Below are 25859 nucleotides of genomic sequence, written 5' to 3'. Positions count from 1 at the left end.
ATGATTGAAGAAGTTGGCACTGTCATTGACGTCCAAATGCGTCATGAACATCAATTTATTAAAATCGCTACTCAGGTAAAATCTACCTGTGGCAGTTGTCATGCAAAAGACAATTGCGGCACGGGTGTGATTGCCCGAGCGCTAGCCAATAAACGCGACGCGCTATGGTTACCTTGCGACGAATCAGTTGCTGTAGGGCAAGATGTTAAACTAGGCATTCCTGAATCTATGCTGCTAAGTGCTTCGTTGCTCGTTTATATGCTGCCTCTTCTGACCATGATTGTCGTGGCAACCACTAGTACTTTATTGCTATCAAGCTACTCAATTGAGGGGGAAGGTTGGGTGATTTTATCTTCCATGGTCGCTGCCGCTGTCAGTTTTTTAGGCGTAAAACGCTATATCTCAGGCACTAAAACGCAGTTCGAACCCCAACTTTTAGCCGTCTTACCCAGCTTGAAAACCCGAGTAGACTGTATTGATGTAAACATCATTGAGCCTTAAACGCTATTTCGAGCATTAATTATGCATATCCGTTGAGTTCTTTATCGCAAATTGGCTGATAAAATTGTAAAATCCGCGTCTATTTAATTTAATTTGTTCCCCTAATTTCCTTGAGCACATATCTGCTGCTTGCAAAATTACGCTTAGGGCAGGCAAAACGTACTAGGTACATTTCAAAAGTCTATGCAACACAAGCACATACGTAACTTCTCGATCATCGCCCATATTGACCATGGTAAATCCACACTTTCGGATCGTTTAATCCAGCATTGTGGTGGTCTATCCGAACGCGAAATGTCAGCGCAAGTTCTCGATTCAATGGATATTGAGCGCGAACGCGGTATTACCATTAAGGCTCAGAGTGTCACGCTCAACTACAAAGCGAGAGATGGTGAAACTTACCAACTAAACTTCATTGATACGCCGGGACACGTGGATTTCTCCTACGAGGTGTCGCGTTCTTTAGCTGCCTGTGAAGGTGCGCTTTTAGTCGTAGATGCCGGCCAAGGTGTTGAGGCGCAAACACTCGCTAACTGTTACACAGCCATCGATTTGAATATGGAAGTGGTGCCGATTTTAAATAAAATCGATTTACCTCAAGCGGAGCCTGACCGCGTAGCTGAAGAGATCGAAGACATTGTGGGGATTGACGCAATCGATGCCGTACGTTGCTCTGCTAAAACCGGTATTGGTATTGAAGATGTACTTGAAGTGATTGTACGCCAAATTCCGCCACCAGAAGGTGATATTGACGCCCCACTAAAAGCCCTTATCGTAGATTCTTGGTTCGATAACTACCAAGGTGTCGTGTCGTTGGTGCGTATCGTCCAGGGCGAGTTACGCAAGAATGATAAGATTAAAATTATGTCGACGGGTGTGGTGCATCAAGCCGATAAAGTCGGTATTTTCACGCCTAAAGCCACAGACACCGGTATATTACGTGCAGGCGAAGTAGGTTTTATCGTTGCGGGCATCAAAGAAATTCACGGTGCACCCGTGGGCGATACGATTACTCTTGCTCGCGCACCTGCGGATGCGGCGCTACCGGGTTTCAAAAAAGTGAAGCCTCAGGTTTACGCAGGGCTTTTCCCTATTAGCTCAGATGACTACGAAGATTTTCGGGATGCACTGGCTAAACTTAGTTTGAATGATGCGTCTTTGTTCTTTGAACCTGAAAGCTCATCAGCTCTGGGTTTTGGTTTCCGCATTGGTTTCCTTGGCATGTTGCACATGGAAATTATTCAAGAGCGCTTAGAGCGCGAGTATGATTTAGATTTGATCACCACTGCGCCAACGGTAGTTTACGAAGTTGTGACCACTGATGGTGAAACGCTTTACGTAGATAATCCTTCAAAGTTACCACCCGTTAACTCCATCGATGAAATCCACGAACCTATCGTAGAAGCCCACATCCTTGTGCCGCAAGAGTATTTAGGCAGCGTTATTACCTTGTGTGTAGATAAGCGTGGTGTACAAACCAGCATGACTTATCATGGCAAGCAAGTGGCGGTGACTTATGAACTGCCTATGGCTGAAGTCGTTATGGACTTTTTCGATAAGCTCAAATCCACAAGCCGTGGTTTTGCATCACTTGATTACAATTTCAAACACTTCCAAACAGCTGAAATGTCTAGACTGGATATTCTCATCAATGGCGAACGAGTGGATGCGCTTGCGATGATCACCCATAAGGACAATGCTCAATCTCGGGGGCGTGATTTGGTTGAAAAGTTGCGTGAGCTGATCCCACGTCAAATGTTCGATATTGCTATTCAAGCTGCTATCGGCAACCAGATAGTAGCGCGTAGCACGATTAAGCAATTACGGAAAAACGTAATCGCCAAATGTTACGGTGGTGATGTGAGTCGTAAGAAGAAACTTCTTCAGAAACAAAAAGACGGCAAGAAACGTATGAAGTCAGTGGGTAACGTTGAACTTCCCCAAGAAGCGTTCCTTGCTCTACTTAAGGTAGGTAAGTAAATGGCAAATTATTTTTCATTGTTTTTAGTGGTACTTACCCTAGCATCAGGCCTCATTTGGCTTGCTGACTCTTTAATGTTCGCACCAAAACGTAAAGAACGAGCGGTGACAGGGGAAGATGGCTCCAGTGTGACCGGCGACCCAGAAGAGCAAACATTACCTTGGCTGGTGGATACGTCTCAACAAATTTTTCCCGTCATAGCGTTTGTATTGGTGTTACGTTCGTTTCTATATGAACCGTTTCAAATTCCATCAGGTTCGATGATGCCTACCTTGTTAGTGGGTGACTTTATTCTGGTTGAAAAATACGCCTACGGAGTAAAAGACCCTGTCTTCAGAAGTAAATTTTGGGACACAGGTGTGCCAGAGCGCGGAGATGTTGCGGTATTTAAGTACCCCAAAAATCCTAGCCAAGATTACATTAAGCGAGTGATTGGCTTACCAGGTGACACGGTTATTTACCGAAACAAGCAGCTATTTGTTAAGCCAGCGTGTAACTCAGGCAAAGACTGCTCCGCTATTGAACCGGTAGAATTAAACTTTGTTGATCGCGGCGAGGCTTATCAAAACTTTGTGCCTCTGGAAAAGTACCAAGAAAAACTAGGTGAAGTAACACATGATATCTTCCGTTTACCCAGTAATTTGAATCGTACGCAGGATTATTATCAGCAACCCGGCACACAAGCCGATGAGTGGATAGTCCCTGAAGGCCAGTATTTTATGATGGGTGACAACCGTGATAATAGCTTAGACGGTCGTTTCTGGGGATTCGTTCCGGATGCAAACCTAGTTGGCAAAGCCGTGGCGATTTGGATCAGTTTCGAGTTCGACCGTGCCCCTAGTAGCTGGGTACCAAGTTGGATCCCAACCGACGTACGTTTTAATCGAGTAGGTAGCATTATTTAGATGCAGTTGATTGATCCTTACAAACCTTTATACACCAAACTCGGTTATGAGTTTCAGGACCCAAAAAACCTAACGGTGGCTCTCACCCATAGAAGCGTGGGTGCGAATCATAACGAGCGCTTAGAATTTTTAGGTGATGCCGTACTGGGCCTTGTTATCGCAAAAGCACTTTTTGAGCGTTTTCCTAAACAGCCTGAGGGCAATTTAACGCGAATGCGTTCCAGTTTAGTCAAAGGTGATACTTTGGCAGAAGTGGCCAGAGAGTTTTCCTTAGGTGACTTGCTGTTACTTGGCCCAGGTGAGCTTAAGAGCGGCGGCCATCGTCGAGATTCAATATTGGCTGATGCTGTCGAAGCTATTATAGGTGCTATTTATCAAGAAGTGGGCATGCAGGGCTGCGAGCCATTAATTTTAGCTTGGTTTGCTAAGCGCATCGATGCACTCAACCCAGATGCAACGCCCAAAGATGATAAGACGCGGTTACAGGAATATTTGCAAGGTCGGCAGCTGCCTTTACCCGAATACGAAGTCATTGATATTAGCGGCAAGTCCCATGACCAGACTTTTACGGTGCAATGCACAGTATCAGGGTTGAGCAAACCTATTATTGGTCGTGGAAAAAGTAGACGTCGCGCCGAACAGCGCACAGCAAAGCAAGCACTCGAGAATTTAAAAAATGTCTGATATCACTTATTGTGGAATGATTGCCATCGTCGGCCGTCCTAATGTAGGTAAATCAACCCTACTCAATGCGCTTCTAGGCCAAAAAGTGAGTATTACCTCACGCAAACCGCAAACTACCCGCCATCGTATTATGGGCATCGACACTCATGAAAATCGCCAAGCCATATATGTAGATACCCCAGGTTTGCATATTGAAGAGAAGCGTGCGATTAACCGTTTTATGAATCGTGCCGCATCAAGTTCTATTTCTGATGTTGGTTTGGTGCTATTCGTTGTCGAGGGCACAAAATGGAATGAAGACGATCAAATGGTATTAACCAAAATCATGCAAAGTAATGTGCCTTGCTGGTTGATCGTCAACAAGTCAGACAACGTAAAAGACAAAGAAATATTGCTGCCACATTTAAAGTGGTTAGGTGAACAACACGCCTTTGATAAAATCATGCCTATTTCAGCCAGAAACGGCAAAAACGTGAATGAATTACGCGATATGGTGAATGAAACACTTCCTGAAAGTGAGTTTTATTTCCCTGATGATTACATCACCGACCGCTCTAGCCGTTTTATGGCGGCTGAGATCATCCGTGAGAAATTGATGCGCTTCACAGGTGATGAATTACCTTATTCAATTACTGTCGAAATCGAGCAATTCATGATGGCTGAAAACGGTGTTTATCGTATCAATGGCTTGATATTGGTTGAGCGCGATAGTCAAAAAAGCATGGTCATCGGTAAGGGCGGACAACGTTTAAAAACAATTGGTGCAGAAGCCCGAAAAGACATGGAAAGCCTGTTTGATACCAAGGTATTTTTAGAACTTTGGGTAAAAGTAAAATCAGGTTGGGCTGATGACGAACGTGCGCTGCGCAGTTTGGGTTACGGGCAGGATAATTAATCTAAAGTTCGTATAAGCACCTAGATTCGCGTGTTATAACCAACATTTATTGAATGGCGTTTTTGAGGGAGTAAAGCATGCAACCTTTAAGTCAAATAAGACGGGAATATAGCCAAGGGCATCTCACTGAAGCGTCATTGCTGGCAGATCCCTACGCACAGTTTGATAAGTGGATGGCGGACGCAGTCGAGGCCGGCTTACCTGATCCAACTGCCATGACGGTAGCAACGGTTAATAGTCAGGGCCAGCCGTCACAACGTATCGTTTTATTGAAAGATGTTATGGACGGTTGCTTTGTCTTTTACACTAATTTGGGTAGTCGCAAAGCACAAGACCTACTCACTAATAGCAAAATCTCCCTGCATTTTCCTTGGCATATTTTAGAGCGCCAAGTGTTAGTTAGAGGAAGCGCTTCGCTATTACCTCGCCAAGATGTACAACACTATTTCTCGTCTCGCCCACTATCGAGTCAGCTTGCTGCTTGGACATCCAAACAAAGCCAACCGATTGAAAGCCGCGATGCATTACTTTCTCGCTTTGAAGACACCAAAATAAAGTTCTCTGACAAGGACATTCCTGCTCCAGAATTCTGGGGAGGCTTTAAAATCATACCTCAAGAGATTGAGTTCTGGCAGGGTGGGGAGCATAGATTGCACGATCGCTTCTTGTTTAGTAGAGAAAACAGCTCGAATTGGTTAATCCAACGTTTGATGCCCTAACGAGTTAAGACTGTGATCGATAGTCACTGTCACTTAGATTTCCCCGCTTTTGATCTCGATCGCGACCAAGTGTTGCAAAAATGTGCTCAGCTCGGGGTTAATTCAATTGTCATTCCAGGCACTCAAGCAAGGCTGTGGCCACGGCAAGTTTCACTGTGCGAGTCGTACTCGCAGCTTAAGTTCGCGTTAGGTTTGCACCCCTACTTTTTGCACAATTACCGCAGTGAGCAATTACAAATGTTGGACCAACAGCTATCCTTGCACCAAGATAAGGTCGTTGCCGTTGGAGAAATTGGTTTGGATTTCAGTCTGCCCACTGACGAAGTGCTGCAGGAGCGAGTGTTTAGTGAACAGCTCAATTTGGCTCACCAGCATCAGCTACCTGTCATTGTGCACCATAGGCAATCTCATAATGCGTTGATTAGGCTGCTAAAAAAAAGTAAGTTTTGTAATGGCGGCATTATTCATGCTTTTTCGGGTAGCCTTCAAGAAGCACGGACGTATATTGACCTAGGCTTTAAGTTAGGCATTGGCGGCACCATTACCTACCCTAGAGCGAAGAAAACACGCGCAGTGATCGCTCAAGTTCCCCTTTCGAGCTTGGTGTTAGAAACCGACGCTCCTGATATGCCTATTCATAGTAAACAAGGTGAACGTAACAGCCCGAGCTATTTACCGATTATCTTGAATGCACTTCAAGCTTTGAGGACGGAACCTGAAAACGACGTTAAGCAGGCATGTTGGCAAAACACCCTTGATATCTTGCCCAATATATTAAACTAATGAGTAACTTTTTCAGCGTCGCTGGGATGAATATAACGCCGGTAACGTACTTTATAGAAAATTCGCGTCATTAGCAGGGCTGCTAAGGCAGCTAATATACCGAGTACTTGAGTCTGCTGACGCAGTTGGCTTTGATATTCACTGTGCAGTGCCATGACAGTCTGTTCGTTTAACAATAAGCGAACATATCCATAAATCTGCTTTTCTACTCGAATATCTCTAACAAATACTAAGGGCGTATTCTGTTCATTAGATTGGTATTGAGCGACGATAGAACTTTCAACACCTTGTTGCGCCACCTGTTGGCCGTATTGATCATAAACAGCAACCGCGTCTACGTGGGGATCGTTGAGTAATATTTTTAGCACTTGATCAATCCGCGCTTCATCTCTATCGATTAGAGGTTGGGCAATAATTTGGCTACTGATTAACCCTAAGCTATTACCTAATTGAGTACTTTGTTTACTCTGCCAATTCTGCGCATTATCGTTATCCACGAACCACAGGTTCACGAACAGTAATACCATCACGATAACAATGATCAGATTAATGATACGCTTGAATATTGAGTAGCGACTATGAATGTGTAAGTCGGCTGTATGTAGAAGTGATTTTGCCATGCTCATATTGCGAGACAATAAGGGAAGCGCGTCTCTTTGCCAAGAAATTTCGCGCGTAAAGCACAAAATTCGACTCCCTTTGGGGATCATTAACCGTTAAACTTGGTGAAATTTACAGAATGGTTAATTAAGCGTAATTGATCCTTCTTTCTCTTAGGTGCAAGCGTTGAAAGAGACCTAGGAAGGCTATATCTTAATCACGCTGTCTTTAGATCATAATTAGGAAAACAATGATATCTGTTAAGAATTTGTCGAAATCGTTCGGTCATTTTTCTGCGGTCGAGGATCTCAACTTTGACGTCAAACCTGGAGACATAGTCGGTTTTTTGGGGCCAAACGGCGCCGGTAAGTCTACCACTATGAAAATGCTCACGGGTTTCTTGCAGCCGACTCACGGTAGTATTGATATTTTTGATATGTCTATCTCGCAGCATACGAAAGACATTCAGGAACGAATTGGTTATTTACCAGAAGGTGCACCAGCCTACGGCGATATGACGACTTATCAGTTTCTAAAATTTATTGCCGAGGTCCGAGGATTTAGGGGTAAAGAAAAGGAACAACGCATTCGAAACGTCATCGAAAAAATTGAGTTACAAGACGTCGTCAATCGACCTATTGAAAACTTATCAAAGGGCTTTAAACGACGCGTTGGTCTTGCTCAGGCATTGATTCATGATCCGGATATATTAATCCTAGACGAGCCTACTGACGGTCTCGACCCGAATCAGAAACATCAAGTACGCGAGTTAATCACACAACTTGCCCAAGACAAAATAGTTATCATTTCCACTCACATTTTAGAAGAAGTCACGGCTGTGTGTAACCGTGTAATGATCATCGCTAAAGGAAAGTTGTTGTTTGATGATACGCCTTTAAGATTGCAGCAGCGGTCGCGTTATTATCAAGCGGTTACGATCCATTTAAGTTATCTAGCTGATATCTCTGGTTTAGCGGAGTTAGAAGGGGTAGCTGAAATGGAGGTCGAGCAAAAAACAGGTCACGTCACGCTTTTTCCTGAACCGGGACAACATATATTGCATGAGGTCACTGCTCATGTGCAGCGTGCGAAATTACCCGTGGATACTTTGTTTATTGAGCAAGGTCGTTTAGACCAAGTCTTTAGAGATTTGACAACGGAGGTTGCTTAGCTGTGGCACATATTTTTATTTTGTTTAAACGGGAGTTTGCAGGTTACTTTGCCTCACCTGTCGCCTACGTCTTTATCGGCATTTTCTTAGTGCTATCTTCGGTCTTTGCTTTCTTTATCGGCGGTTTTTATGAGCGAGGCCAAGCTGATTTATTGGCCTTCTTCAATTTTCATCCTTGGTTATATTTGTTCTTGGTACCCGCTATCGCCATGCGTAGTTGGGCCGAAGAGCGCAAAAGTGGCAGTATAGAATTATTAATGACCTTGCCCGTGAGCACTTGGCAGGTAACATTAGGTAAATTTTTAGCAGCCTGGAGCGTTTTAGGATTAGCCTTAATTTTGACTTTTCCATTGTGGCTAACGGTTAATTATCTTGGACAGCCTGATAATGGCATCATTGTCGCGGCATACTTAGGGAGTTGGTTGATGGCGGGCGCTTTTTTGGCTATCGGCATGTGTATGTCTGCCTTGTCCAAGAATCAAATTATCGCCTTTATTCTGGCTATTGTGGTGTGTTTTTTGTTCGTCGTCAGTGGCAGTTCGATCGTATTGGATTCATTTAAAGGCTGGGCACCTTCGCTATTACTCGATACTGTGGCGTCATTTAGCTTCTTGACCCATTTTGAAGCGATGGCAAAAGGCGTGATAGCACTAAATGATTTGGGGTACTTCTTGCTCGTGACAATGGCTTGGCTGTACGCAGGTTTACTTATTATTGAACAAAAGAAGGCGGATTAACCATGTCTACTCGATTTATTACTTGGTTAAGCATGCTCTTTATCGCAATACTGTTTTGCGCCTTAGTTTTACTGAATAATCAGTTGCTTAGCGTATATCGTGTCGATTTAACTGAGAACAATGTTTATTCTTTGTCGCAAGGTAGTCAGCAAATTTTAACGGAAATTGATGAGCCGTTGAATCTGTACTTTTTCTTCTCCGACAAAGCATCAAAGAATATGACGACTTTGCGTAATTACGCGGTGCGGGTACAAAGTTTACTTGAAGAATATGCTGGGCGTTCCAACGGTAAAATTAAACTGCATATTCTTGACCCCGAACCTTTTTCTGAAAAAGAGGATAGGGCAGATCAGTTTGGACTCACAGGCGCAAACATCGGTACCGCCGGTGAAGCGATTTATTTAGGGTTGGGCGCAACAAATGCGCTAGATGACCAGCAAGTGATTGCGTTCTTTGATCCTCAGCAGGAGCGATTTTTAGAGTACGAAATCAGTAAATTGATTTATCAACTGGTTAATCCTAAGCAAGTTAAAGTGACGTTATTAACTGATTTGCCAGTGGCAGGCGGACAAAATCCGATGACGGGTGAGTTCGAACAACCGTGGACCTTTTATAGACAGTTACAGCAACTATATGTCGTCGATAAAATCGGCAGCGATGCGACAGAGTTACCTAAAGGTACCGATGTGTTAATTGTCGCTCACCCGAAAAATTTGAGCGACGAGTTATTATACGCCATCGACCAATACACGATGAAAGGTGGAAGAGCCCTGATTTTTGTTGATCCGCATAATGAATCAGATCAAATGAGTATGCTTGTGGGGGCAGGCATGGGAGCGAACAGTTCGAACCTTTCTCGTTTGTTTAAAGCATGGGGCGTTAACTACGACGAGCAGCACGTCTTGCTCGATGCTTATGCAGGCTTAGATGTGCGCACCCAAAGCGGTGATGTTGCTAGGCACTTCGGTTTTGTGGGCTTTAGCGCCAATGAATTGAACGATAAAGAAGTAACCACCTCAAATTTAGATTTGATTAATGGGGCGTCTTTTGGGGTTTTTAAAAAAGGCGCTAGTCCAGGCCAGCGCTGGGCCACGCTTATTCATTCAACTCAAAATTCAGATCTAATCGATAGTGCATTATACGCACAGACAAGAGAGCCTTTAGCGTTAAGTCAGGAATATACGAGCAGTAATCAAGAGTATGTGTTGGCCACGAGGATCACAGGAAATGCAAAGTCGGCTTTCGAGTTGCCGCCAGAGGGCATTGAAAGCGAAGGAGCTTTATCCAGCACAAGAGACTTAAACGTAATGTTAGTGGGTGATACCGATTTACTATCAGACAGATTTTGGGTGCAGCAATCATCATTTTTTGGTCAAACCATTACCACGCCATTTGCCAACAACGGTGACTTCGTCACCAACGCGGTTGAGAATCTTGCAGGCAGTGATGCACTCATTAGCATTCGAAGTCGAGGCACTTTTGCACGGCCTTTTGATAAGGTTGAGCAGCTCAAATTGGTCGCGGAGCAAAAATTCCGAGAGCAGGAAAAAATACTTCAACAACAGTTGGAAGAGGCCGAGTTGCAGTTGGCGCAATTGCAAGAGCAGCAAGGTGAGGGGGGGGCGTTAGTCATTTCTTCGCAGCAGCAAAAAGCCATTGACGATTTTATGACTCAGAAAATTGAAATACGCAAATCCCTGAGAGAAGTGCGTCACCAGTTAGATAAGGATATTGAAACCTTGGGCAACCTTATTAAGTTCACCAACATTGTTATTGCTCCATTAGTGTTAGTGCTATTACTGATGGGGGTTAGGCGTTTGTCACGTAGTCGCTACAAGGCTAAAAATACGTCGCCCGTTGCCGCCGTTAAGGAGCCATCATGAATCGTTCTTTAATCGTGCTGGGCGTACTGGCTGTATTGGCGTGTGGGGCAGGTTACTGGCTTTTGCATCACGACCTCAGCTCTCAAGATGCAGCAGATGCGGCACTTCCGTCACTGACTGAAAATGCGGCTTCCGTGGATCGTATCACCCTGACAAATGCCACAGGCGTTTTACTTAACGCTCGGCGCGAGGGTGATCGTTGGCAGACTGAAGTCTATGCTGACAATGGTGTGCAAGTGGGGATGTTTCCAGTAGACCGAGAAAAACTGGCTACATTAGTAAATGCGCTTTCCAAAGCTGAGTTAATCGAACCTAAAACGAGCAAAGCCAGTAATTATCATCATTTAGGCTTACAAGATATTTCAGCCGAAGACAGCTTAGCCACCTTAGTTGCGCTCGGCGGTAACGGCAAATCTTGGCAGGTATTAGTAGGCAATCAATCTTCAGTAGGCAATAAAAGTTACATGCGTATACCCAAGCAGTCGCAAGCGTGGTTGAGCGATCGTGCGATAAACTTGCCCATGACGAGTAGTGAATGGTTACAGCAGCCTATCTTACCGTTTGATGAAACGGATTTATCAAGTATTTCCCGCGTCGATGGTGATACGTGGCAGATTGTGAGAGCCGGTCCAGATGAATCATTTGTGTTAACCGGTCGAGGGCAAAATCAAGCGCTTAAGTACGCTGGGGTATTAGATGCCGTCGCTCTTAATCTTGCCGGCCTGCACTTCGAGCAGCTTTTGCCTCAAACAACACTTCAGTGGGAAACGTTATCGCCAATGCTAACGTTAGATGTAAACACAGCTTATGGACATGCGTTTCAAGTTGAACTTGCACAGACGCAAGACAACGCATATATGCGCATTGCCAATGCGACTCCGACTGACTATTGGGCCGATTGGATTTATCAAATACCGAAGTTCAATGCGGAACAATTGAATAAAAGCCTAGATGACTTTTTACTTGAACAAGCGCAAGAAGAAGCACAAGAACCGATACGCTCTTATCCTATTGATGAAGGTGAATCACCTAAGTAAGTCGATAGAACGATAGAACTTAACAGCGTTAGCCAAATAAGGCAGTGTACTCTGCCTTATTTAACAGGGCTCAGGCGCTGCATGACTTGTTGCCAATATTCGCTGCCTAACTGTCGTGCTTTGGCGATATTTCGTGTTGGAATATTTTCAGGATCAGGGAAGGTTTTTAACACTCGCTCAAGGCTACTCTCTCGCAGCACATGCAAAATAGGATAGGGAGCTCGATTCGTATAGTGGGACAAATCCTCAAGAGGCTCGCCCTCAAAACAATAATCCGGATGAAAACTGGCAAGCTGAAACTCACCAGCGTATCCCCCTTTGTCGATGAGCGCTTGACTCATTTCAACCAAATTTAGGTAATCATCGAAGGATTTGAAACCTGAGCTGAAAATAATCAAGCTGGTCTCAATGGTATTATTTTCTTCCAGTGTTTGAAGCTCAGTCTGAAATTGTTCCGTAGCATCTGCTAAAGAATACGCGTCGCTTACCGTATACTTAATGCTATTGCGCTCAAATTCACGTTTCGCGAAAGGGCAAAAGTTATGGCCAATGATGATGTCACTCAACCAAGTGCGAATGGATTGAATGACATCAGGGTGGTGTGCACAGATATTCACGTGACGCAGGTATACCTTAGTTTGAGTGGTACTTAACGTAAGCTTCTAACGTATTTTCGATAAGGCTCGCGACCGTCATGGGGCCTACGCCACCAGGAACCGGTGTTATCCAGCCTGCTCGTTGCTCCGCAGTCGCGTAATCCACATCGCCAATGAGTGTGCCGTCTGTTTGACGATTAATACCTACATCGATCACAATTGCGCCCGGTTTAATCCATTCACCTGGTATAAACGCAGAAATACCCACGGCCACCACTATTAAGTCAGCCCGCTCAACATGAGACTGTAAATCTTTAGTGAATTTGTGGCAGCTAGTGACTGTGCAGCCCGCAAGTAATAATTCCATAAACATAGGTCGGCCAACAATATTTGAGGCACCTACGATAACCGCATCTAAACCTTTTATTGGACGTTTAGTCGACTCGATGAGAGTCATAATGCCTTTAGGGGTACAAGGGCGCAGTGCTGGGATACGCTGAGCCAAGCGGCCAATATTGTAAGGGTGGAAACCGTCTACATCTTTATGCGGTAATATCCGTTCAAGAACTTGTTCCTTGTCTAAGCCTGCGGGTAAAGGTAGTTGCACTAATATGCCGTCAATTTCCTCATCTGCATTTAAAGTATCGATAAGTTCGAGCAGCTTCTGTTGTGACGTCGTTGAAGGTAAGTCGTAGGATTTAGAAACAAAGCCTACTTCTTCGCAGGCTCTGCGCTTGTTGGTCACATAGACATGGGATGCCGCATCGCTACCTACTAAAACGACAGCTAAGCCGGGGGGGCGTTTACCCGAAGAAACAATAGATTCAACATGAGATTTTACGTGCTGACGCACCTGTTGAGCGATTAATTTACCATCAATTTTTTGAGCAGGCATAGTATAAAGTAACTGAAAGACTAGGGGGCTGTATTGTCACATACTGTACCAGATTCAACAATCGGACTTGTGCTAATTAGTAAATAGTATCGAATCTGCTTGCCCCTTTGCGGCTTCTAAACAAAGATATGCGTCTACGTAATTTAATCTCTTTATAAAGGTGTGTGGTTTGGAACTCTCTCCAGTAGAAATTTTTGGTTATTGTGCGTCAGCGGTAATTGCTTATTCTTTAACGCGCAGTTCGATTGTACGTCTGCGTTGGTTCAATTTAGCGGGAGCATCGTCATTTTGCTTATACGGTATTATTATCCAGGCTTACCCAGTGGCGATATTAAATGGCTTTATCACCCTGACGAATTTGTTTTTTCTGCGCAGGCTACTGTTTGATGTTGAGCGTCAATTTTCAGTCCTTGCTGTGAGTCGCCCATCAAATTACGTGGATTTCTTTCTGGATTACCACAAACAAGAAATCAAACACCTGTTTCCGCGCTTTATGAAAGTCTCAGCCGACCCGCGTCGCGCTTATTTTTTTCTTACTGAGCGAACCGAGGTCGTAGGTATGTTGTCAGGCTTTAGCGAAGAAGGTGGTCAGTTTGTGGTTGATTTTGATTTCGTGATCCCCGCTTATCGTGATTGTCACCTCGGTGAATACGTAATTGGTAAGGGGCAGCAACTCGCAAAACAGTTTGGATATACAGAAATAGTGGCACTGGCTGACAGTTATGAACATGAAAATTACTTAAATCGCATTGGGTTTAGTCCAAAAAAGAACGGCAGGTGGACATTTGATGGCGAAAAATAAGCTTGTTCTAGGATTGTTAGCATGGAATTTGAAGAAATGAGTGATGATTAGCTATCATTCGATACGAAAGAATTGACGGCGTATCAGTGTGATTAATGCTCATTTTGTTTGATTCGCAGTCATATTGCTAAAAAAAGCAGCAGTCAGTAAATTTCTTTTAAAAAAGTGTTTGACGCCAGAAATACATCTGTTTACTATGCGCTCCCCGTTGAGAGACAGAGAATAACTCTTCGGGTTGTTAAGTCGGTGAGTAGCGCAGCTTGGTAGCGCACTTGGTTTGGGTCCAAGGGGTCGCAGGTTCGAATCCTGTCTCACCGACCACTTTCTCTAAAATTGTAACAGATTCGTAGAGCGCCCGTAGCTCAGCTGGATAGAGCACCCGCCTTCTAAGCGGGTGGTCGCAGGTTCGAATCCTGCCGGGCGCACCACGCGAACCTGGCAACAATGTTAGCTTTGGTGGGCGTAGCTCAGTTGGTAGAGCCCCGGATTGTGATTCCGGTTGTCGTGGGTTCGAGCCCCATCGTCCACCCCACTTGCGGAAGTGGTGAAATTGGTATACACGCTGGATTTAGGTTCCAGTGCCTTAGGGCGTGAGAGTTCAAGTCTCTCCTTCCGCACCATCTTTCTTATTTATATCTCAGTTACATTTCGTTTTACTCTCTTTATATCCTCTATTTCTGACTGTACTTCTTCGTTATTTTTTTGAATTAAACTATTTCGCATTTCGGCTCGACTTAAAGTAGCTGTATCGCTATACTGCTGCGTCTTTTTTATCCGGATAGGCGAGAAGATAAATAGGTCAACTCGCGATTGCATGGGTGGATTAAGTTTACCTTGGTCGAATCCCACCGATAAAAAACCCATCAAAAATTTTATAAATGCGCAGACGAGCGCAAAGTTGAGGTAGAAGAATGCAAGTTTCCGTTGAGACGACTCAAGGTTTAGAACGCCGTCTTACCATCACTGTTCCTGCAGAATCAATTGATTCACAGGTTAAGTCTCGCTTACAACAGTTAGCTAAGACCCAACGTATTAATGGTTTTCGCCCAGGTAAAGTACCAGTAAGCGTTATTAAAAAACGTTATGGTCAAGCCGTACGTCAAGAAATTGCTGGCGAAGCTATGCAGCGCAACTTCTATGAAGCAATCGTTCAAGAAAAAATTACGCCAGCAGGCATGCCTAACTTCGAAATGAAGACAGACGTTGACGGACAAGACTTAGAGTTTGTTGCTGCGTTTGAAGTTTATCCTGAAGTGGAAGTGAAAGACGTTGAGAAAATCGAAGTAGAGAAGCCAGTGGTAGAAATTACTGATGCTGATCTTGAAACGATGATGGAAACGTTGCGTAAACAGCACGCTACTTGGAAAGAAGTAAAGCGTAAGTCTAAGAAAGATGACCGCGTGACGGTGGATTTCGTTGGTACTATTGACGGTGAAGAGTTTGAAGGCGGTAAAGCTGAAAACTTTGAGCTCGAAATGGGCAAAGATCGTATGATCCCTGGTTTTGAAAAGCCAATCGTTGGCGCTAAAGCTGGCGAAGAAGTTGTTGCTGACGTGACCTTCCCTGAAGATTACCATGCAGAAGCACTTAAGGGTAAAGAAGCCCAATTCAAAATTACTGTTAACAAAGTAGAAGGTCTGAGCCTTCCTAAAGTTGACGAAGAGTTTGCTAAATTGTTTGGTGTAGAAGACGGCGACGTTGAAGCACTTAATGCTGAAGTACGTAAAAACATGCAACGTGAGCTTGAGCAAACGTTGAAAGCTAACGTAAAAGAGCAAGTTATCGAAGGTTTGTTGGCAAACAACGAAATTGACTTGCCCAAAGCATTGGTTGATCAAGAAATTAACGCCCTACGTGAGCAAGCTAAGCAGCGCTTCAGCCAGCAACAAGGTGGTAATGTTGATAATCTTCCTGAGCTTCCAGCTGACTTGTTCCAAGAAAACGCACGTAAGCGTGTTTCAATTGGCTTGTTGCTTGGCGAAATCATCAAAACTGAAGAGTTGAAAGTAGACTCTGCTAAGGTTGATGCATTGATCGAAACAGCTGCTTCAGCGTACGAAGATCCTCAAGAAGTGATCGAGTACTACAAAACTAATGACGAATTGATGCAGCAAATGCAAAATGTCGCGTTAGAAGAGCAAGCTGTTGAAGTGCTTCTTAGCAAAGCAAATGTGAAAGAAGTAAACAAAGCTTTTGATGAGATCATGAACAAACAGGCGTAATTTGCCCTTTGTTAATTGACTTATCTAGTCTGCAACTGCTTAAATGCTCGGTAAATACCGAGCATTTTTATTTGTGAAGAAATATATATGATGAATACACCGTTTGATCCTACAAATGCATTAGTACCTATGGTGGTTGAACAAACCGCTAAAGGCGAGCGCTCTTATGATATTTATTCACGCTTGCTAAAAGAGAACGTCATTTTCATGGTTGGCCAAGTCGAAGACCATATGGCTAACCTTATCGTCGCACAGATGTTATTTTTAGAAGCTGAAAATCCAGAAAAGGATATTTTCCTTTACATTAATTCTCCTGGCGGTTCAGTGACAGCCGGTATGGCGATTTACGACACCATGAACTTTATTAAACCTGATGTCAGCACAGTGTGTATCGGTCAGGCGGCTAGTATGGGCGCATTTTTGTTGTCTGGTGGTGCGAAAGGTAAGCGTTACTGTCTACCGAATGCCCGCGTTATGATCCATCAGCCGTTGGGCGGATTCCAAGGTCAGGCGTCTGATTTTGAAATTCATGCCAAAGAAATCCTGTCAATTAAAGAGAAAATGAATCGCTTGATGGCGGCTCATACGGGTCAAGACTACGATAAAGTAGCTCGTGATACCGACAGAGATAATTTCTTAAGCGCGCAGGAATCTGTGGATTACGGTTTAGTGGATCAAGTACTCGCTAACAGACCGGATGCTAGCAATAGCGACGCTAAGAAGTAATTAGTTATTGTTGATTATGTTTAGTGCGCCCATTTGCAAGGAAAGAGCAATAAAGCGCACTAGGTCAACCAAATAAAGAAGAGATAATAGATGAGTGATAAGCAAAGCGGAGATGGCGATAACAAGCTACTTTATTGTTCTTTTTGTGGGAAAAGCCAGCATGAAGTGAGAAAGCTCATCGCTGGCCCGTCAGTTTTTGTATGCGATGAATGCGTTGAATTATGTAATGACATTATTCGCGAAGAGATCAAAGAAATCGCTCCGAAGCAAAAGCAAGACGAGCTTCCTACACCGAAAGAGATCCACATTCATCTGGATGATTATGTCATCGGTCAAGAACACGCCAAGAAGGTGCTTTCCGTCGCAGTATATAACCACTATAAACGATTGCGTAATGGTGACGTGCATGACGGTGTTGAACTAGGTAAAAGTAATATTTTGCTAATGGGCCCAACAGGTAGTGGTAAAACCTTGCTCGCTGAAACACTAGCTCGTTTATTAGATGTTCCATTTACGATGGCCGATGCGACTACTCTGACCGAAGCGGGTTATGTTGGTGAAGATGTAGAGAATATCATTCAGAAGTTATTGCAAAAATGCGACTACGATGTTGAAAAGGCGCAGCGCGGAATCGTTTATATCGATGAAATCGACAAGATCTCTCGTAAGTCAGATAACCCATCGATTACACGAGATGTATCCGGTGAGGGCGTGCAGCAGGCTTTGCTTAAGCTGATTGAAGGCACCATTGCGTCTGTTCCGCCGCAAGGTGGACGTAAACATCCTCAACAAGAGTTTTTGCAAGTCGATACCTCTAAAATTCTGTTTATCTGTGGCGGGGCATTTGCGGGGCTTGATAAAGTCATCGAACAACGCGCGCATACAGGCACCGGTATTGGTTTTGGTACAGCAATTAAAGACAGCAGCAATAAGTCGAAAGAAGGCGAGTTGTTGAAAAAAGTTGAGCCGGAGGATTTGGTCAAATACGGTCTAATTCCTGAGTTTATCGGGCGTTTACCTGTGCTAACCAGTCTTGAAGAGTTGAGTGAAGAAGCACTTATTCAAATTTTGCGTGAGCCTAAAAACTCTCTTACGAAACAATATGCAGCTTTATTCTCTTTAGAAGATACTGAGTTAGAGTTTAGAGAAGATGCTTTGCAAGCGATAGCTAAGAAAGCGATGTCACGTAAAACAGGTGCTCGTGGTCTGCGTTCAATTGTTGAGGCAGTGTTACTCGACACGATGTACGAGTTACCTTCTATGTCGAACGTAAGCAAAGTGGTAGTCGATGAAACTGTCATTCGTGGGGAATCAAAACCGATTCTAATTTACGATAGTGCAGCGGATAAAAAATCCATTTCGGAATAACCAATGCGTTATAAATAGTAAAGGCTCCTAAGGGAGCCTTTTCATTTTCTATTATCAGATTTATCTCCGATCCTCCCCCTCATCTTCACGGATACACTTTTTTCGCTTCACTTTTTATGCTCTATTAGTGGTATAGAATGAACAGCTAATGAGGTTAGTTTCAGTTTTTCGTTTGAACTTTTTGTGCTAAGCCCCATATACAATTTCATTGCGAAGATTTTCCTTTTTATTACACGAGACAATATATGACCAAAGAGAATGTTGATTACACAGAAATGCCGGTCTTGGCATTACGTGATGTGGTGGTTTATCCGCATATGGTTATTCCCTTATTTGTCGGTCGCGAGAAGTCGATACGTTGCTTAGAAGCCGCGATGGATAAAGACAAACAAATATTTTTAGTCGCGCAAAAAGACGCCAGTACCGATGAGCCACAGCCTGATGATATTTTTACTGTCGGCACCATAGCGACCATTTTGCAGCTGTTAAAGTTACCAGACGGCACGGTGAAAGTGTTGGTTGAAGGTAATCAGCGTGCTCAAATTGCTGAATTTGTCAGCACCGATGATTTTTTCATCGCAAATATTTCGAATAAAGACGACCTTGAAGTCGAAGAGAATGAGCAAGAAGTCATTATTCGCTCAGCGATTTCTCAGTTTGAAGGGTATGTAAAACTTAATAAGAAGATCCCACCTGAAGTACTGACTTCGTTAAGCGGGATTGAGCAAGCTGCTCGCCTAGCCGATACCATGGCAGCGCATATGCCCCTTAAATTAGCTGAAAAGCAAAAAGTATTAGAAATGGATCAGGTTAACGATCGTCTTGAATACTTGATGGCATTGATGGAAAGTGAAATAGATTTGCTGCAGGTCGAGAAAAAAATTCGTACCCGCGTTAAGAAACAGATGGAGAAGAGTCAGCGCGAGTATTATTTGAATGAGCAAATGAAAGCCATCCAAAAAGAACTCGGTGAACTAGACGAAGCGCCTGACGAATTTGAAGCGCTAAGCAAGAAAATCGACGACGCTAAGATGCCAGAAGAAGCTAAGAAAAAAGCAACGACCGAACTTAGCAAATTAAAAATGATGTCACCCATGTCTGCCGAAGCCACCGTGGTGCGTAGCTACATCGATTGGCTAACCAATGTGCCTTGGACTAAACGCAGTGCAGTGAAGAAAGATTTAGCTGCCGCTGATAAGTTGCTTGATACGGAGCACTACGGGCTTGAAAAGGTCAAAGAACGTATTATTGAGTATCTAGCAGTTCAACAACGCGTTAGAAAGCTCAAAGGACCAATATTATGCTTAGTGGGCCCTCCAGGGGTGGGTAAAACCTCACTGGGACAGTCTATTGCCAAAGCAACAGGGCGCAAATACGTGCGCATGGCGTTAGGCGGTGTTCGTGATGAAGCAGAAATACGCGGCCACAGACGTACTTACATCGGCTCTATGCCGGGTAAGTTGATACAGAAAATGGCAAAAGTGGGGGTGAAAAATCCACTGTTTTTGCTTGATGAAATCGACAAAATGTCTTCTGACATGCGTGGAGATCCATCTTCAGCGTTATTAGAGGTGCTTGACCCCGAGCAAAACAGCACGTTTAGTGATCACTACTTAGAAGTTGATTATGATCTGTCTGACGTCATGTTTGTTGCTACGTCGAACAGTATGGACATTCCCGGACCGTTGTTGGACAGAATGGAAGTGATTCGTTTATCTGGCTACACAGAAGATGAAAAACTAAACATCGCCACACGCCACTTACTTGAGAAACAAATCAGTCGTAATGGTTTGAAGAGCAAAGAGTTAGTGATCGAAGAGTCCGCGATCATTGGTATGATCCGTCATTACACGCGTGAAGCGGGTGTGCGTAGCTTAGAGCGGGAAATATCCAAAGTGTGCCGCAAAGCGGTGAAAAATATTTTGCTCAACAAAGACATAAAATCCGTGACTGTATCTCAAGATAATTTGTCTGAATATCTAGGTGTGCAACGCTTTGATTACGGAAAGGCAGAAAACAATAACCAGATTGGCCAAGTAACAGGGTTGGCCTGGACTCAGGTCGGTGGGGAGCTGTTGACCATTGAGGCGACATCGGTCGTGGGTAAAGGCAAGATGACCTCAACGGGCTCGTTGGGTGATGTCATGCAAGAGTCGATACAAACGGCGATGACGGTGGTGCGTAGCCGAGCTGAAAAGCTGCGTATCAACAGTGATTTTCATGAGAAGCGTGACATTCACGTGCACGTACCTGAAGGAGCAACCCCTAAAGATGGGCCGAGTGCTGGTATTGGCATGTGCACGGCATTGATTTCTGCACTTACGGGCAATCCTGTGCGCTGTGATGTGGCCATGACAGGTGAAATTACTTTACGGGGCGAAGTGCTTGCAATTGGCGGTTTGAAAGAGAAACTGCTGGCAGCACACAGAGGCGGAATAAAAACAGTTATCATTCCGAAAGAGAACGAACGCGATTTACAAGAGATCCCAGATAATGTAAAACAAGACCTGTCAATTCATCCTGTGCGCTGGATTGATGATGTTTTAGAGCTGGCATTACAAGAAAATCCCGAGCGTTTTAGCCTTGAAAAGCCAAGCAAGGGTAAAAAATAGCCACTTACGGCGAATTTTTTTGTTTTTTTTGGAAAATAGGGCTTCACAGAGCAATAAGTTGTGGTAGCCTTTATCCCAGTTTCGCTTTAGGCCTTGTCACAAAAGGGATTGCGGCGATATCTATAAAGTTAAAATTTTGTGAATATATGCTTGAAGTTCGAATTTAAGCTTGGTATAACGTTTGCCGCATTTTTGTTTTGCGGAAACTCAAATAATAACAATTGAAGGGGATCATATTGTGAATAAGTCTCAACTTATCGACCAAATCGCTGCAAGTGCAGACATTTCTAAAGCAGCTTCAGGACGTGCACTAGATGCATTGACTGATGCTATTACTGCAGCACTTAAGGAAGGTGATCAAGTTGCTCTTGTAGGTTTCGGTACATTCTCAGTACGTGAGCGTGCAGCTCGTAGTGGTCGTAATCCACAAACTGGCGAAACTATTCAAATCTCAGCAGCTAAAGTTCCGTCTTTCAAAGCGGGTAAAGCCCTTAAAGACGCTTGTAACTAAGCAAAGCTTTTCCAAAAAAAAGGCGATGATTTATCATCGCCTTTTGTTTATCTGCTGTTAATTATGATTACGTTTAATATATAATCCTGCCTCTTTAGGTCAACACGCCCTAATAACTAGTAAAAAATTCAGCTTATCTAAAGCAACTCATTTGGAGTTAGAAACGAACATGTTGGAAAGAATCAGAGAGGGAACCCAGGGCACTTGGGCCATGGCTATCCTAGGATTGGTGATTTTAAGTTTTGTATTTGCCGGTGTCGGTAGCTATATCAATTCTTCTGCCGAAACTGCGGCAGCTAAAGTTAACGATGACACTATTTCTCAAGCCGATTTAGAACGCGCCTATCAAAACGAACGCGGACGCATGGAGTCACAATACGGTGAAGCATTCGCTGCATTGACCGCCGATAGTGCTTATTTGCAACAATTTAGGCAGGGTGTTTTAGACCGTTTAATCGGCGACAAACTTCTTGAGCAAGCAGCCATTGATATGGGCTTACGCGTCAGCGATGCACAAATCAAGCAAGCGATTGTCGCAATGCCAGAGTTTCAATTTGACGGCAAATTCGATAATGAGCGTTACACCGCCGTTTTACGTCAAGCTGGCTTTCAGCCAAACGAATTTCGCGATTATATGCGGGTTGACATGACTCGTCGTCAACTTTCAAATGCATTATTAGGCTCAGAGTTCACGCTAGCAGCTGAAACCACACAGGCTTATAAGCTTCAACAGCAAACGCGAGATGCGCGCTACTTAACCATACCTGCCGAGTCCTTCAAAGATGGTATTAACGTATCTGACGATGACGTTGAGAACTATTATCAAGCCAACATCACTCAATTTGATACCGAGCAAAAAGTGAGCTTGGCCTATGTGGAATTGTCAGTAGACGACTTATTAACCGACATTGTTGTTTCAGATGATGAAGCACTGCAATACTACGAACAAAATATACAAGATTTTAGAACCCAAGAAGAACGCCGCGCTTCACACATTCTTATAGAATTCGGCGATGATGAGCAAGGCGCTCGTCAGCAAGCCGAAGATGTCTTGTCTAAAATTAACGACGGTGGTGACTTTGCCGAACTCGCCAAAGAGTATTCTAGTGATACATTTAGTGCTGAGAATGGCGGCGATTTGGATTGGTTTAGCGCAGGTATGATGGATCCAGCATTTGAAGAAGCGACTTACGCACTGGCCAATGTTGGTGATGTATCTAGTGTGGTAGAAAGTGAATTTGGTTACCATATCATCAAACTAACAGACATAAAGCCTGAAGAGACAAGCCCATTCACAGACGTGAAAGAAGACGTGATCGCCAAGCTTAAATCTGAACGCGCTGAAGAAGAGTTCTATGCCAAGCAATTACACATGGCTGAAGTCGCTTTTGAAACGCCTGATACACTTGATGAAGTGGCAGCTATCGCTGAGGTTGATGTCAACACAACCGTGATGTTTAGCCAAGACAGTGTTCCAGCAGCGGTTAATTATCCTAACGTTGTTGCTCAAGCATTCTCTGATGAGCTGATTAACGATCAAGTAAACAGCGATGTAATCGAGCTAGGCGAAAATCACGTTATGTTCGTGCGCGTTGCTAATTACGAAGCTCAGCGTACTAAAGCCCTTGAAGAAGTATCACCTGAAATTAATGATATTTTATTGGCTGAGCAAGCACAGCAAGCAGCTAAAGAGTGGGCCGAAACTTTATTAGTTGATATTAAAGCTGAGCAGGACGTCAGCCAAAGCTTGCAAGCTAAAGCCGTTGAGTGGCAGGAGCAGGAAGCGGTTGCAAGAAGTGGCTCTCAGATTTCTCCAGCCTTAGTGACTGCTTTGTTCAAATTGACTGAGGACAAAGAATCAAACGCGCAAGTGGTTGAGCTGTTCAATGGCGATGTCGGTTTAGTTCAGCTAATGAAAGTTAATGACGGCGCTGAGTTACCAAGCACTGATGTAGCAGCGTTGCAAAATAGATTATCTACAATGCGAGCACAGTTCACCTATGGTGAGTTTGTTAATGCGCTGCGTGAACAAGCAGATGTAGAAATTTACTAAGCGTTACCTGAAAAATAAAAAAGGAGCTTCGGCTCCTTTTTTGTTGTCTTCTTTTTCGTTTTTTTAATATTTTTTATGTGGCTGTTAACCACAGCATCACCGTATAGAAGGCCGCGATAATAGCGGAGAAAACCAAGATATAGATGAAGCCTTGTTTCCCCTGGCGCAATGAAAATCCTCGTAGTCTGAGGTAAGCAAACCATAACAAACATAAAATAAGTGGCAGTAAAAAAAGTAGGCGAAGCACCGTTTCTCCTTATTGTTGGTTTTCCTGTAGTGCTATCATAAACAGTTTGTCGGTTCGAATATACGTCAATCTAAAGTCCCTCGGGCATTGAAAAACGAAGTTTTAATTCCTCGGCAGATTAATTTCGTGATTTGTTGGGCTTTTGCCAAGGAAACGCATATAATCCGCGCGAATTTTTAATCGCCCTTTTTTTATTTTGTAATCGGAGACCAATCATGGCCTTAGAACGTACTTTTTCAATTATCAAACCAGACGCAGTTGCTAAAAATGTAATCGGCGCAATCTACAACCGTTTCGAAAGCGCAGGTCTACGCATTGTTGCCTCTAAAATGCTTCACCTTAGTAAAGAACAAGCTGAAGGTTTCTATGCCGAGCATAGCGAACGTCCTTTCTTCGGCGCTTTGGTTGAATTCATGACTTCAGGTCCAGTAATGGTTCAGGTTTTAGAAGGCGAAAACGCTGTTCTTAAAAACCGTGAAATCATGGGTGCAACTAACCCTGCAGAAGCACTTGCTGGTACATTGCGTGCAGACTACGCTGCATCAATCGACGAAAATGCGTGTCACGGTTCAGATGCGCCTGAGTCAGCAGCACGTGAGATTGCATACTTCTTCTCTGACGAAGAAATCTGCCCACGCACTCGTTAATTTTATTAACGTTTGTATGTAAGGGAGCTTAGGCTCCCTTTTGCGATCTAAACGCGCTAGAACGACCAACAAAATGGTAGTTTTCGCATAAAAAATGTACACTAGTTTCTTTTATTTGAGGTACCCCGTTCCATGTCAGAAGTGATGTCAGCAAAACCGACTAAAATCAATTTACTCAACTTTAACCGAGCGGGTTTAAGAGAGTATTTTAGTTCGATTGGCGAAAAGCCATTTCGTGCCGACCAAATGATGAAATGGATTTATCAAGCTGGGGTGTCAGACTTTGATCAAATGACTAATTTGAACAAAGCGTTACGTGAAAAGCTAAAAGCGCAATGTGAAGTCAAAGCGCCAGAAATCGCTTATCAGCAAGGCGCAAGTGATGGCACGATTAAATTTGCGTTACGCCTAGAAGGCGGACAAGAAGTTGAAACTGTGTGGATCCCTGATGAAGACCGCGCAACCTTATGCGTGTCGTCACAAGTTGGCTGCGCCCTAGAATGCACTTTTTGCTCGACCGCTCAGCAAGGTTTTAACCGCAATTTAAGTGTGTCTGAAATTATCGGTCAGGTGTGGCGCGTAGCAACGACCATCGGTTTATCTAATGATAGTGCCAAACGTCCCATTACTAATGTGGTCATGATGGGGATGGGCGAGCCGCTGTTAAACTTGAAGAATGTGGTGCCGGCGATGGATTTAATGCTTGATGATCTCGCATTTGGTTTATCAAAACGCCGTGTGACCTTGAGTACTTCAGGAGTGGTGCCTGCACTTGATATGTTAGGCGATCAGATCGATGTAGCGCTGGCTATTTCGCTTCATGCTCCAGACGACAAGTTACGTGACGAGATTGTGCCAATCAACAAAAAATATCCTATTCAAGAATTTTTGGCTGGGGTGCGCCGTTATCTAGCTAAATCGAATGCTAACCAAGGTAAAGTGACAGTAGAGTATGTCATGCTCAACGGTATCAATGACAGTACCGACCAAGCCCATGAACTGGCGAAAGTATTGGCCGATACGCCATGTAAAATTAACTTGATTCCGTTTAATCCTTACCCGGGCTCTCCTTACAGTCGCTCGAGTAATTCACGCATTGATCGCTTCGCGAAAGTGCTTTCGAGTTACGGCTTGATGGTAGTCGTGCGTAAGACTCGAGGGGATGATATTGATGCAGCCTGTGGTCAACTTGTGGGCGACGTGGTTGATAGAACTAAACGAATGTTGAAAAAACAGATGAAGGGTGATGAAATTTCGGTAAAAATGGAACATTGAGTACTAACC

Annotated in this window: 23 protein-coding genes and 4 tRNA genes; 24 read left to right on the top strand and 3 right to left on the bottom strand. The window is 43.9% G+C overall.

Translation table 11 applies throughout. The features are described from left to right. The 7 genes from AC0VYA_RS15975 (at position 1) to AC0VYA_RS15945 (ending at position 6468) form a co-directional block, all read left to right on the top strand. Positions 1–501 (top strand): SoxR reducing system RseC family protein, encoded by a 501-nt coding sequence (locus tag AC0VYA_RS15975; RefSeq protein ID WP_475488903.1) that lies wholly within the window; start codon positions 1–3, stop codon positions 499–501. Between the two features lie 183 nt (positions 502–684). Continuing rightward, complete coding sequence (gene lepA / locus AC0VYA_RS15970; protein ID WP_011575892.1) at positions 685–2481, top strand: translation elongation factor 4; 1797 nt, start codon at positions 685–687, stop codon at positions 2479–2481. Further along, the gene (gene lepB, locus AC0VYA_RS15965) at positions 2482–3387 is read left to right on the top strand and encodes a signal peptidase I (RefSeq protein ID WP_011575891.1); all 906 of its coding nucleotides are present in this window, start codon (positions 2482–2484) and stop codon (positions 3385–3387) included. It begins immediately after the preceding gene. Then, positions 3388–4071 (top strand): ribonuclease III, encoded by a 684-nt coding sequence (gene rnc, locus AC0VYA_RS15960; RefSeq protein ID WP_011575890.1) that lies wholly within the window; start codon positions 3388–3390, stop codon positions 4069–4071. After that, positions 4064–4966: a GTPase Era gene (era, locus tag AC0VYA_RS15955; RefSeq protein ID WP_011575889.1), complete on the top strand. Its 903-nt coding sequence runs from the start codon at positions 4064–4066 to the stop codon at positions 4964–4966. The genes rnc and era overlap by 8 nt, the downstream gene beginning before the upstream one ends. A 77-nt stretch (positions 4967–5043) precedes the next feature. Beyond that, a complete protein-coding gene (gene pdxH / locus AC0VYA_RS15950) occupies positions 5044–5685 on the top strand; it encodes a pyridoxamine 5'-phosphate oxidase (RefSeq protein ID WP_475488902.1) in 642 nt (213 codons plus the stop codon). A gap of 12 nt (positions 5686–5697) precedes the next feature. After that, entirely contained in the window at positions 5698–6468 is a 771-nt protein-coding gene (locus AC0VYA_RS15945; RefSeq protein WP_475488901.1) for a TatD family hydrolase, read from the top strand. Here the strand turns inward: AC0VYA_RS15945 and AC0VYA_RS15940 are convergent. Then, a complete protein-coding gene (locus tag AC0VYA_RS15940; RefSeq protein ID WP_232283236.1) occupies positions 6465–7088 on the bottom strand; it encodes an AhpA/YtjB family protein in 624 nt (207 codons plus the stop codon). The genes AC0VYA_RS15945 and AC0VYA_RS15940 overlap by 4 nt on opposite strands. Before the next feature lie 230 nt (positions 7089–7318). On the opposite strand from AC0VYA_RS15940, the gene AC0VYA_RS15935 reads away from it, so the two are divergent. From AC0VYA_RS15935 to AC0VYA_RS15920, 4 genes are read left to right on the top strand one after another with little or no spacing between them, the layout of a single operon-like run. After that, positions 7319–8239: an ABC transporter ATP-binding protein gene (locus AC0VYA_RS15935; protein WP_475488900.1), complete on the top strand. Its 921-nt coding sequence runs from the start codon at positions 7319–7321 to the stop codon at positions 8237–8239. A 2-nt stretch (positions 8240–8241) separates the two neighbouring features. Further along, a complete protein-coding gene (locus tag AC0VYA_RS15930) occupies positions 8242–8976 on the top strand; it encodes an ABC transporter permease (RefSeq protein WP_011575884.1) in 735 nt (244 codons plus the stop codon). 2 nt (positions 8977–8978) lie between these two features. After that, positions 8979–10859: a GldG family protein gene (locus AC0VYA_RS15925; protein ID WP_475488899.1), complete on the top strand. Its 1881-nt coding sequence runs from the start codon at positions 8979–8981 to the stop codon at positions 10857–10859. Further along, a complete protein-coding gene (locus AC0VYA_RS15920; RefSeq protein WP_475488898.1) occupies positions 10856–11896 on the top strand; it encodes a DUF4340 domain-containing protein in 1041 nt (346 codons plus the stop codon). Before AC0VYA_RS15925 ends, AC0VYA_RS15920 begins: the two co-directional genes overlap by 4 nt. 56 nt (positions 11897–11952) lie before the next feature. Here AC0VYA_RS15920 and AC0VYA_RS15915 read toward each other — a convergent pair whose 3' ends face one another. Together AC0VYA_RS15915 and folD are read right to left on the bottom strand one after the other, a co-directional pair. Further along, complete coding sequence (locus AC0VYA_RS15915; protein WP_475488897.1) at positions 11953–12513, bottom strand: DUF1415 domain-containing protein; 561 nt, start codon at positions 12511–12513, stop codon at positions 11953–11955. Between the two features lie 16 nt (positions 12514–12529). Continuing rightward, positions 12530–13387, bottom strand: a complete 858-nt coding sequence (gene folD, locus AC0VYA_RS15910; RefSeq protein WP_473475291.1) for a bifunctional methylenetetrahydrofolate dehydrogenase/methenyltetrahydrofolate cyclohydrolase FolD — start codon at positions 13385–13387, stop codon at positions 12530–12532. Positions 13388–13556: 169 nt separating this feature from the next. Between folD and AC0VYA_RS15905 the strand changes: the two genes are divergently transcribed. The 13 genes from AC0VYA_RS15905 to rlmN all read left to right on the top strand — a co-directional run bounded on the left by AC0VYA_RS15905 (position 13557) and on the right by rlmN (position 25850). Continuing rightward, complete coding sequence (locus AC0VYA_RS15905; protein ID WP_011575879.1) at positions 13557–14189, top strand: GNAT family N-acetyltransferase; 633 nt, start codon at positions 13557–13559, stop codon at positions 14187–14189. 244 nt (positions 14190–14433) lie between these two features. Next, positions 14434–14510, top strand: a tRNA-Pro gene (locus tag AC0VYA_RS15900). Between the two features lie 30 nt (positions 14511–14540). Continuing rightward, a tRNA-Arg gene (locus AC0VYA_RS15895) sits at positions 14541–14617 on the top strand. A 28-nt stretch (positions 14618–14645) separates the two neighbouring features. Next, positions 14646–14721 (top strand) — tRNA-His (locus AC0VYA_RS15890). 3 nt (positions 14722–14724) lie between these two features. Then, positions 14725–14809 (top strand) — tRNA-Leu (locus AC0VYA_RS15885). Positions 14810–15100: 291 nt separating this feature from the next. After that, on the top strand, positions 15101–16411 hold the full coding sequence (gene tig / locus AC0VYA_RS15880) for a trigger factor (protein ID WP_011575878.1): 1311 nt from the start codon (positions 15101–15103) through the stop codon (positions 16409–16411). Positions 16412–16498: 87 nt separating this feature from the next. Continuing rightward, positions 16499–17137 (top strand): ATP-dependent Clp endopeptidase proteolytic subunit ClpP, encoded by a 639-nt coding sequence (clpP, locus tag AC0VYA_RS15875; RefSeq protein WP_006993119.1) that lies wholly within the window; start codon positions 16499–16501, stop codon positions 17135–17137. Between the two features lie 90 nt (positions 17138–17227). Next, positions 17228–18505, top strand: coding sequence for an ATP-dependent protease ATP-binding subunit ClpX (clpX, locus tag AC0VYA_RS15870; RefSeq protein ID WP_475488896.1), 1278 nt, complete (start codon positions 17228–17230; stop codon positions 18503–18505). 245 nt (positions 18506–18750) lie between these two features. Next, positions 18751–21117, top strand: a complete 2367-nt coding sequence (lon, locus tag AC0VYA_RS15865) for an endopeptidase La (RefSeq protein ID WP_011575876.1) — start codon at positions 18751–18753, stop codon at positions 21115–21117. 238 nt (positions 21118–21355) lie between these two features. Then, entirely contained in the window at positions 21356–21628 is a 273-nt protein-coding gene (hupB, locus tag AC0VYA_RS15860; protein WP_006993116.1) for a nucleoid-associated protein HU-beta, read from the top strand. Positions 21629–21797: 169 nt separating this feature from the next. After that, entirely contained in the window at positions 21798–23681 is a 1884-nt protein-coding gene (locus AC0VYA_RS15855; RefSeq protein ID WP_475488895.1) for a SurA N-terminal domain-containing protein, read from the top strand. Between the two features lie 462 nt (positions 23682–24143). Further along, on the top strand, positions 24144–24575 hold the full coding sequence (gene ndk / locus AC0VYA_RS15850; RefSeq protein ID WP_006993112.1) for a nucleoside-diphosphate kinase: 432 nt from the start codon (positions 24144–24146) through the stop codon (positions 24573–24575). Positions 24576–24707: 132 nt separating this feature from the next. Continuing rightward, entirely contained in the window at positions 24708–25850 is a 1143-nt protein-coding gene (gene rlmN / locus AC0VYA_RS15845) for a dual-specificity RNA methyltransferase RlmN (RefSeq protein ID WP_011575873.1), read from the top strand. Positions 25851–25859 lie beyond the last annotated feature (9 nt).

Source organism: Paraglaciecola sp. QJM3NY_14 (assembly GCF_056173245.1).
The sequence above is the reverse complement of the archived record's forward strand: the minus strand, read 5'-3'. Positions and strand labels throughout refer to the sequence as shown.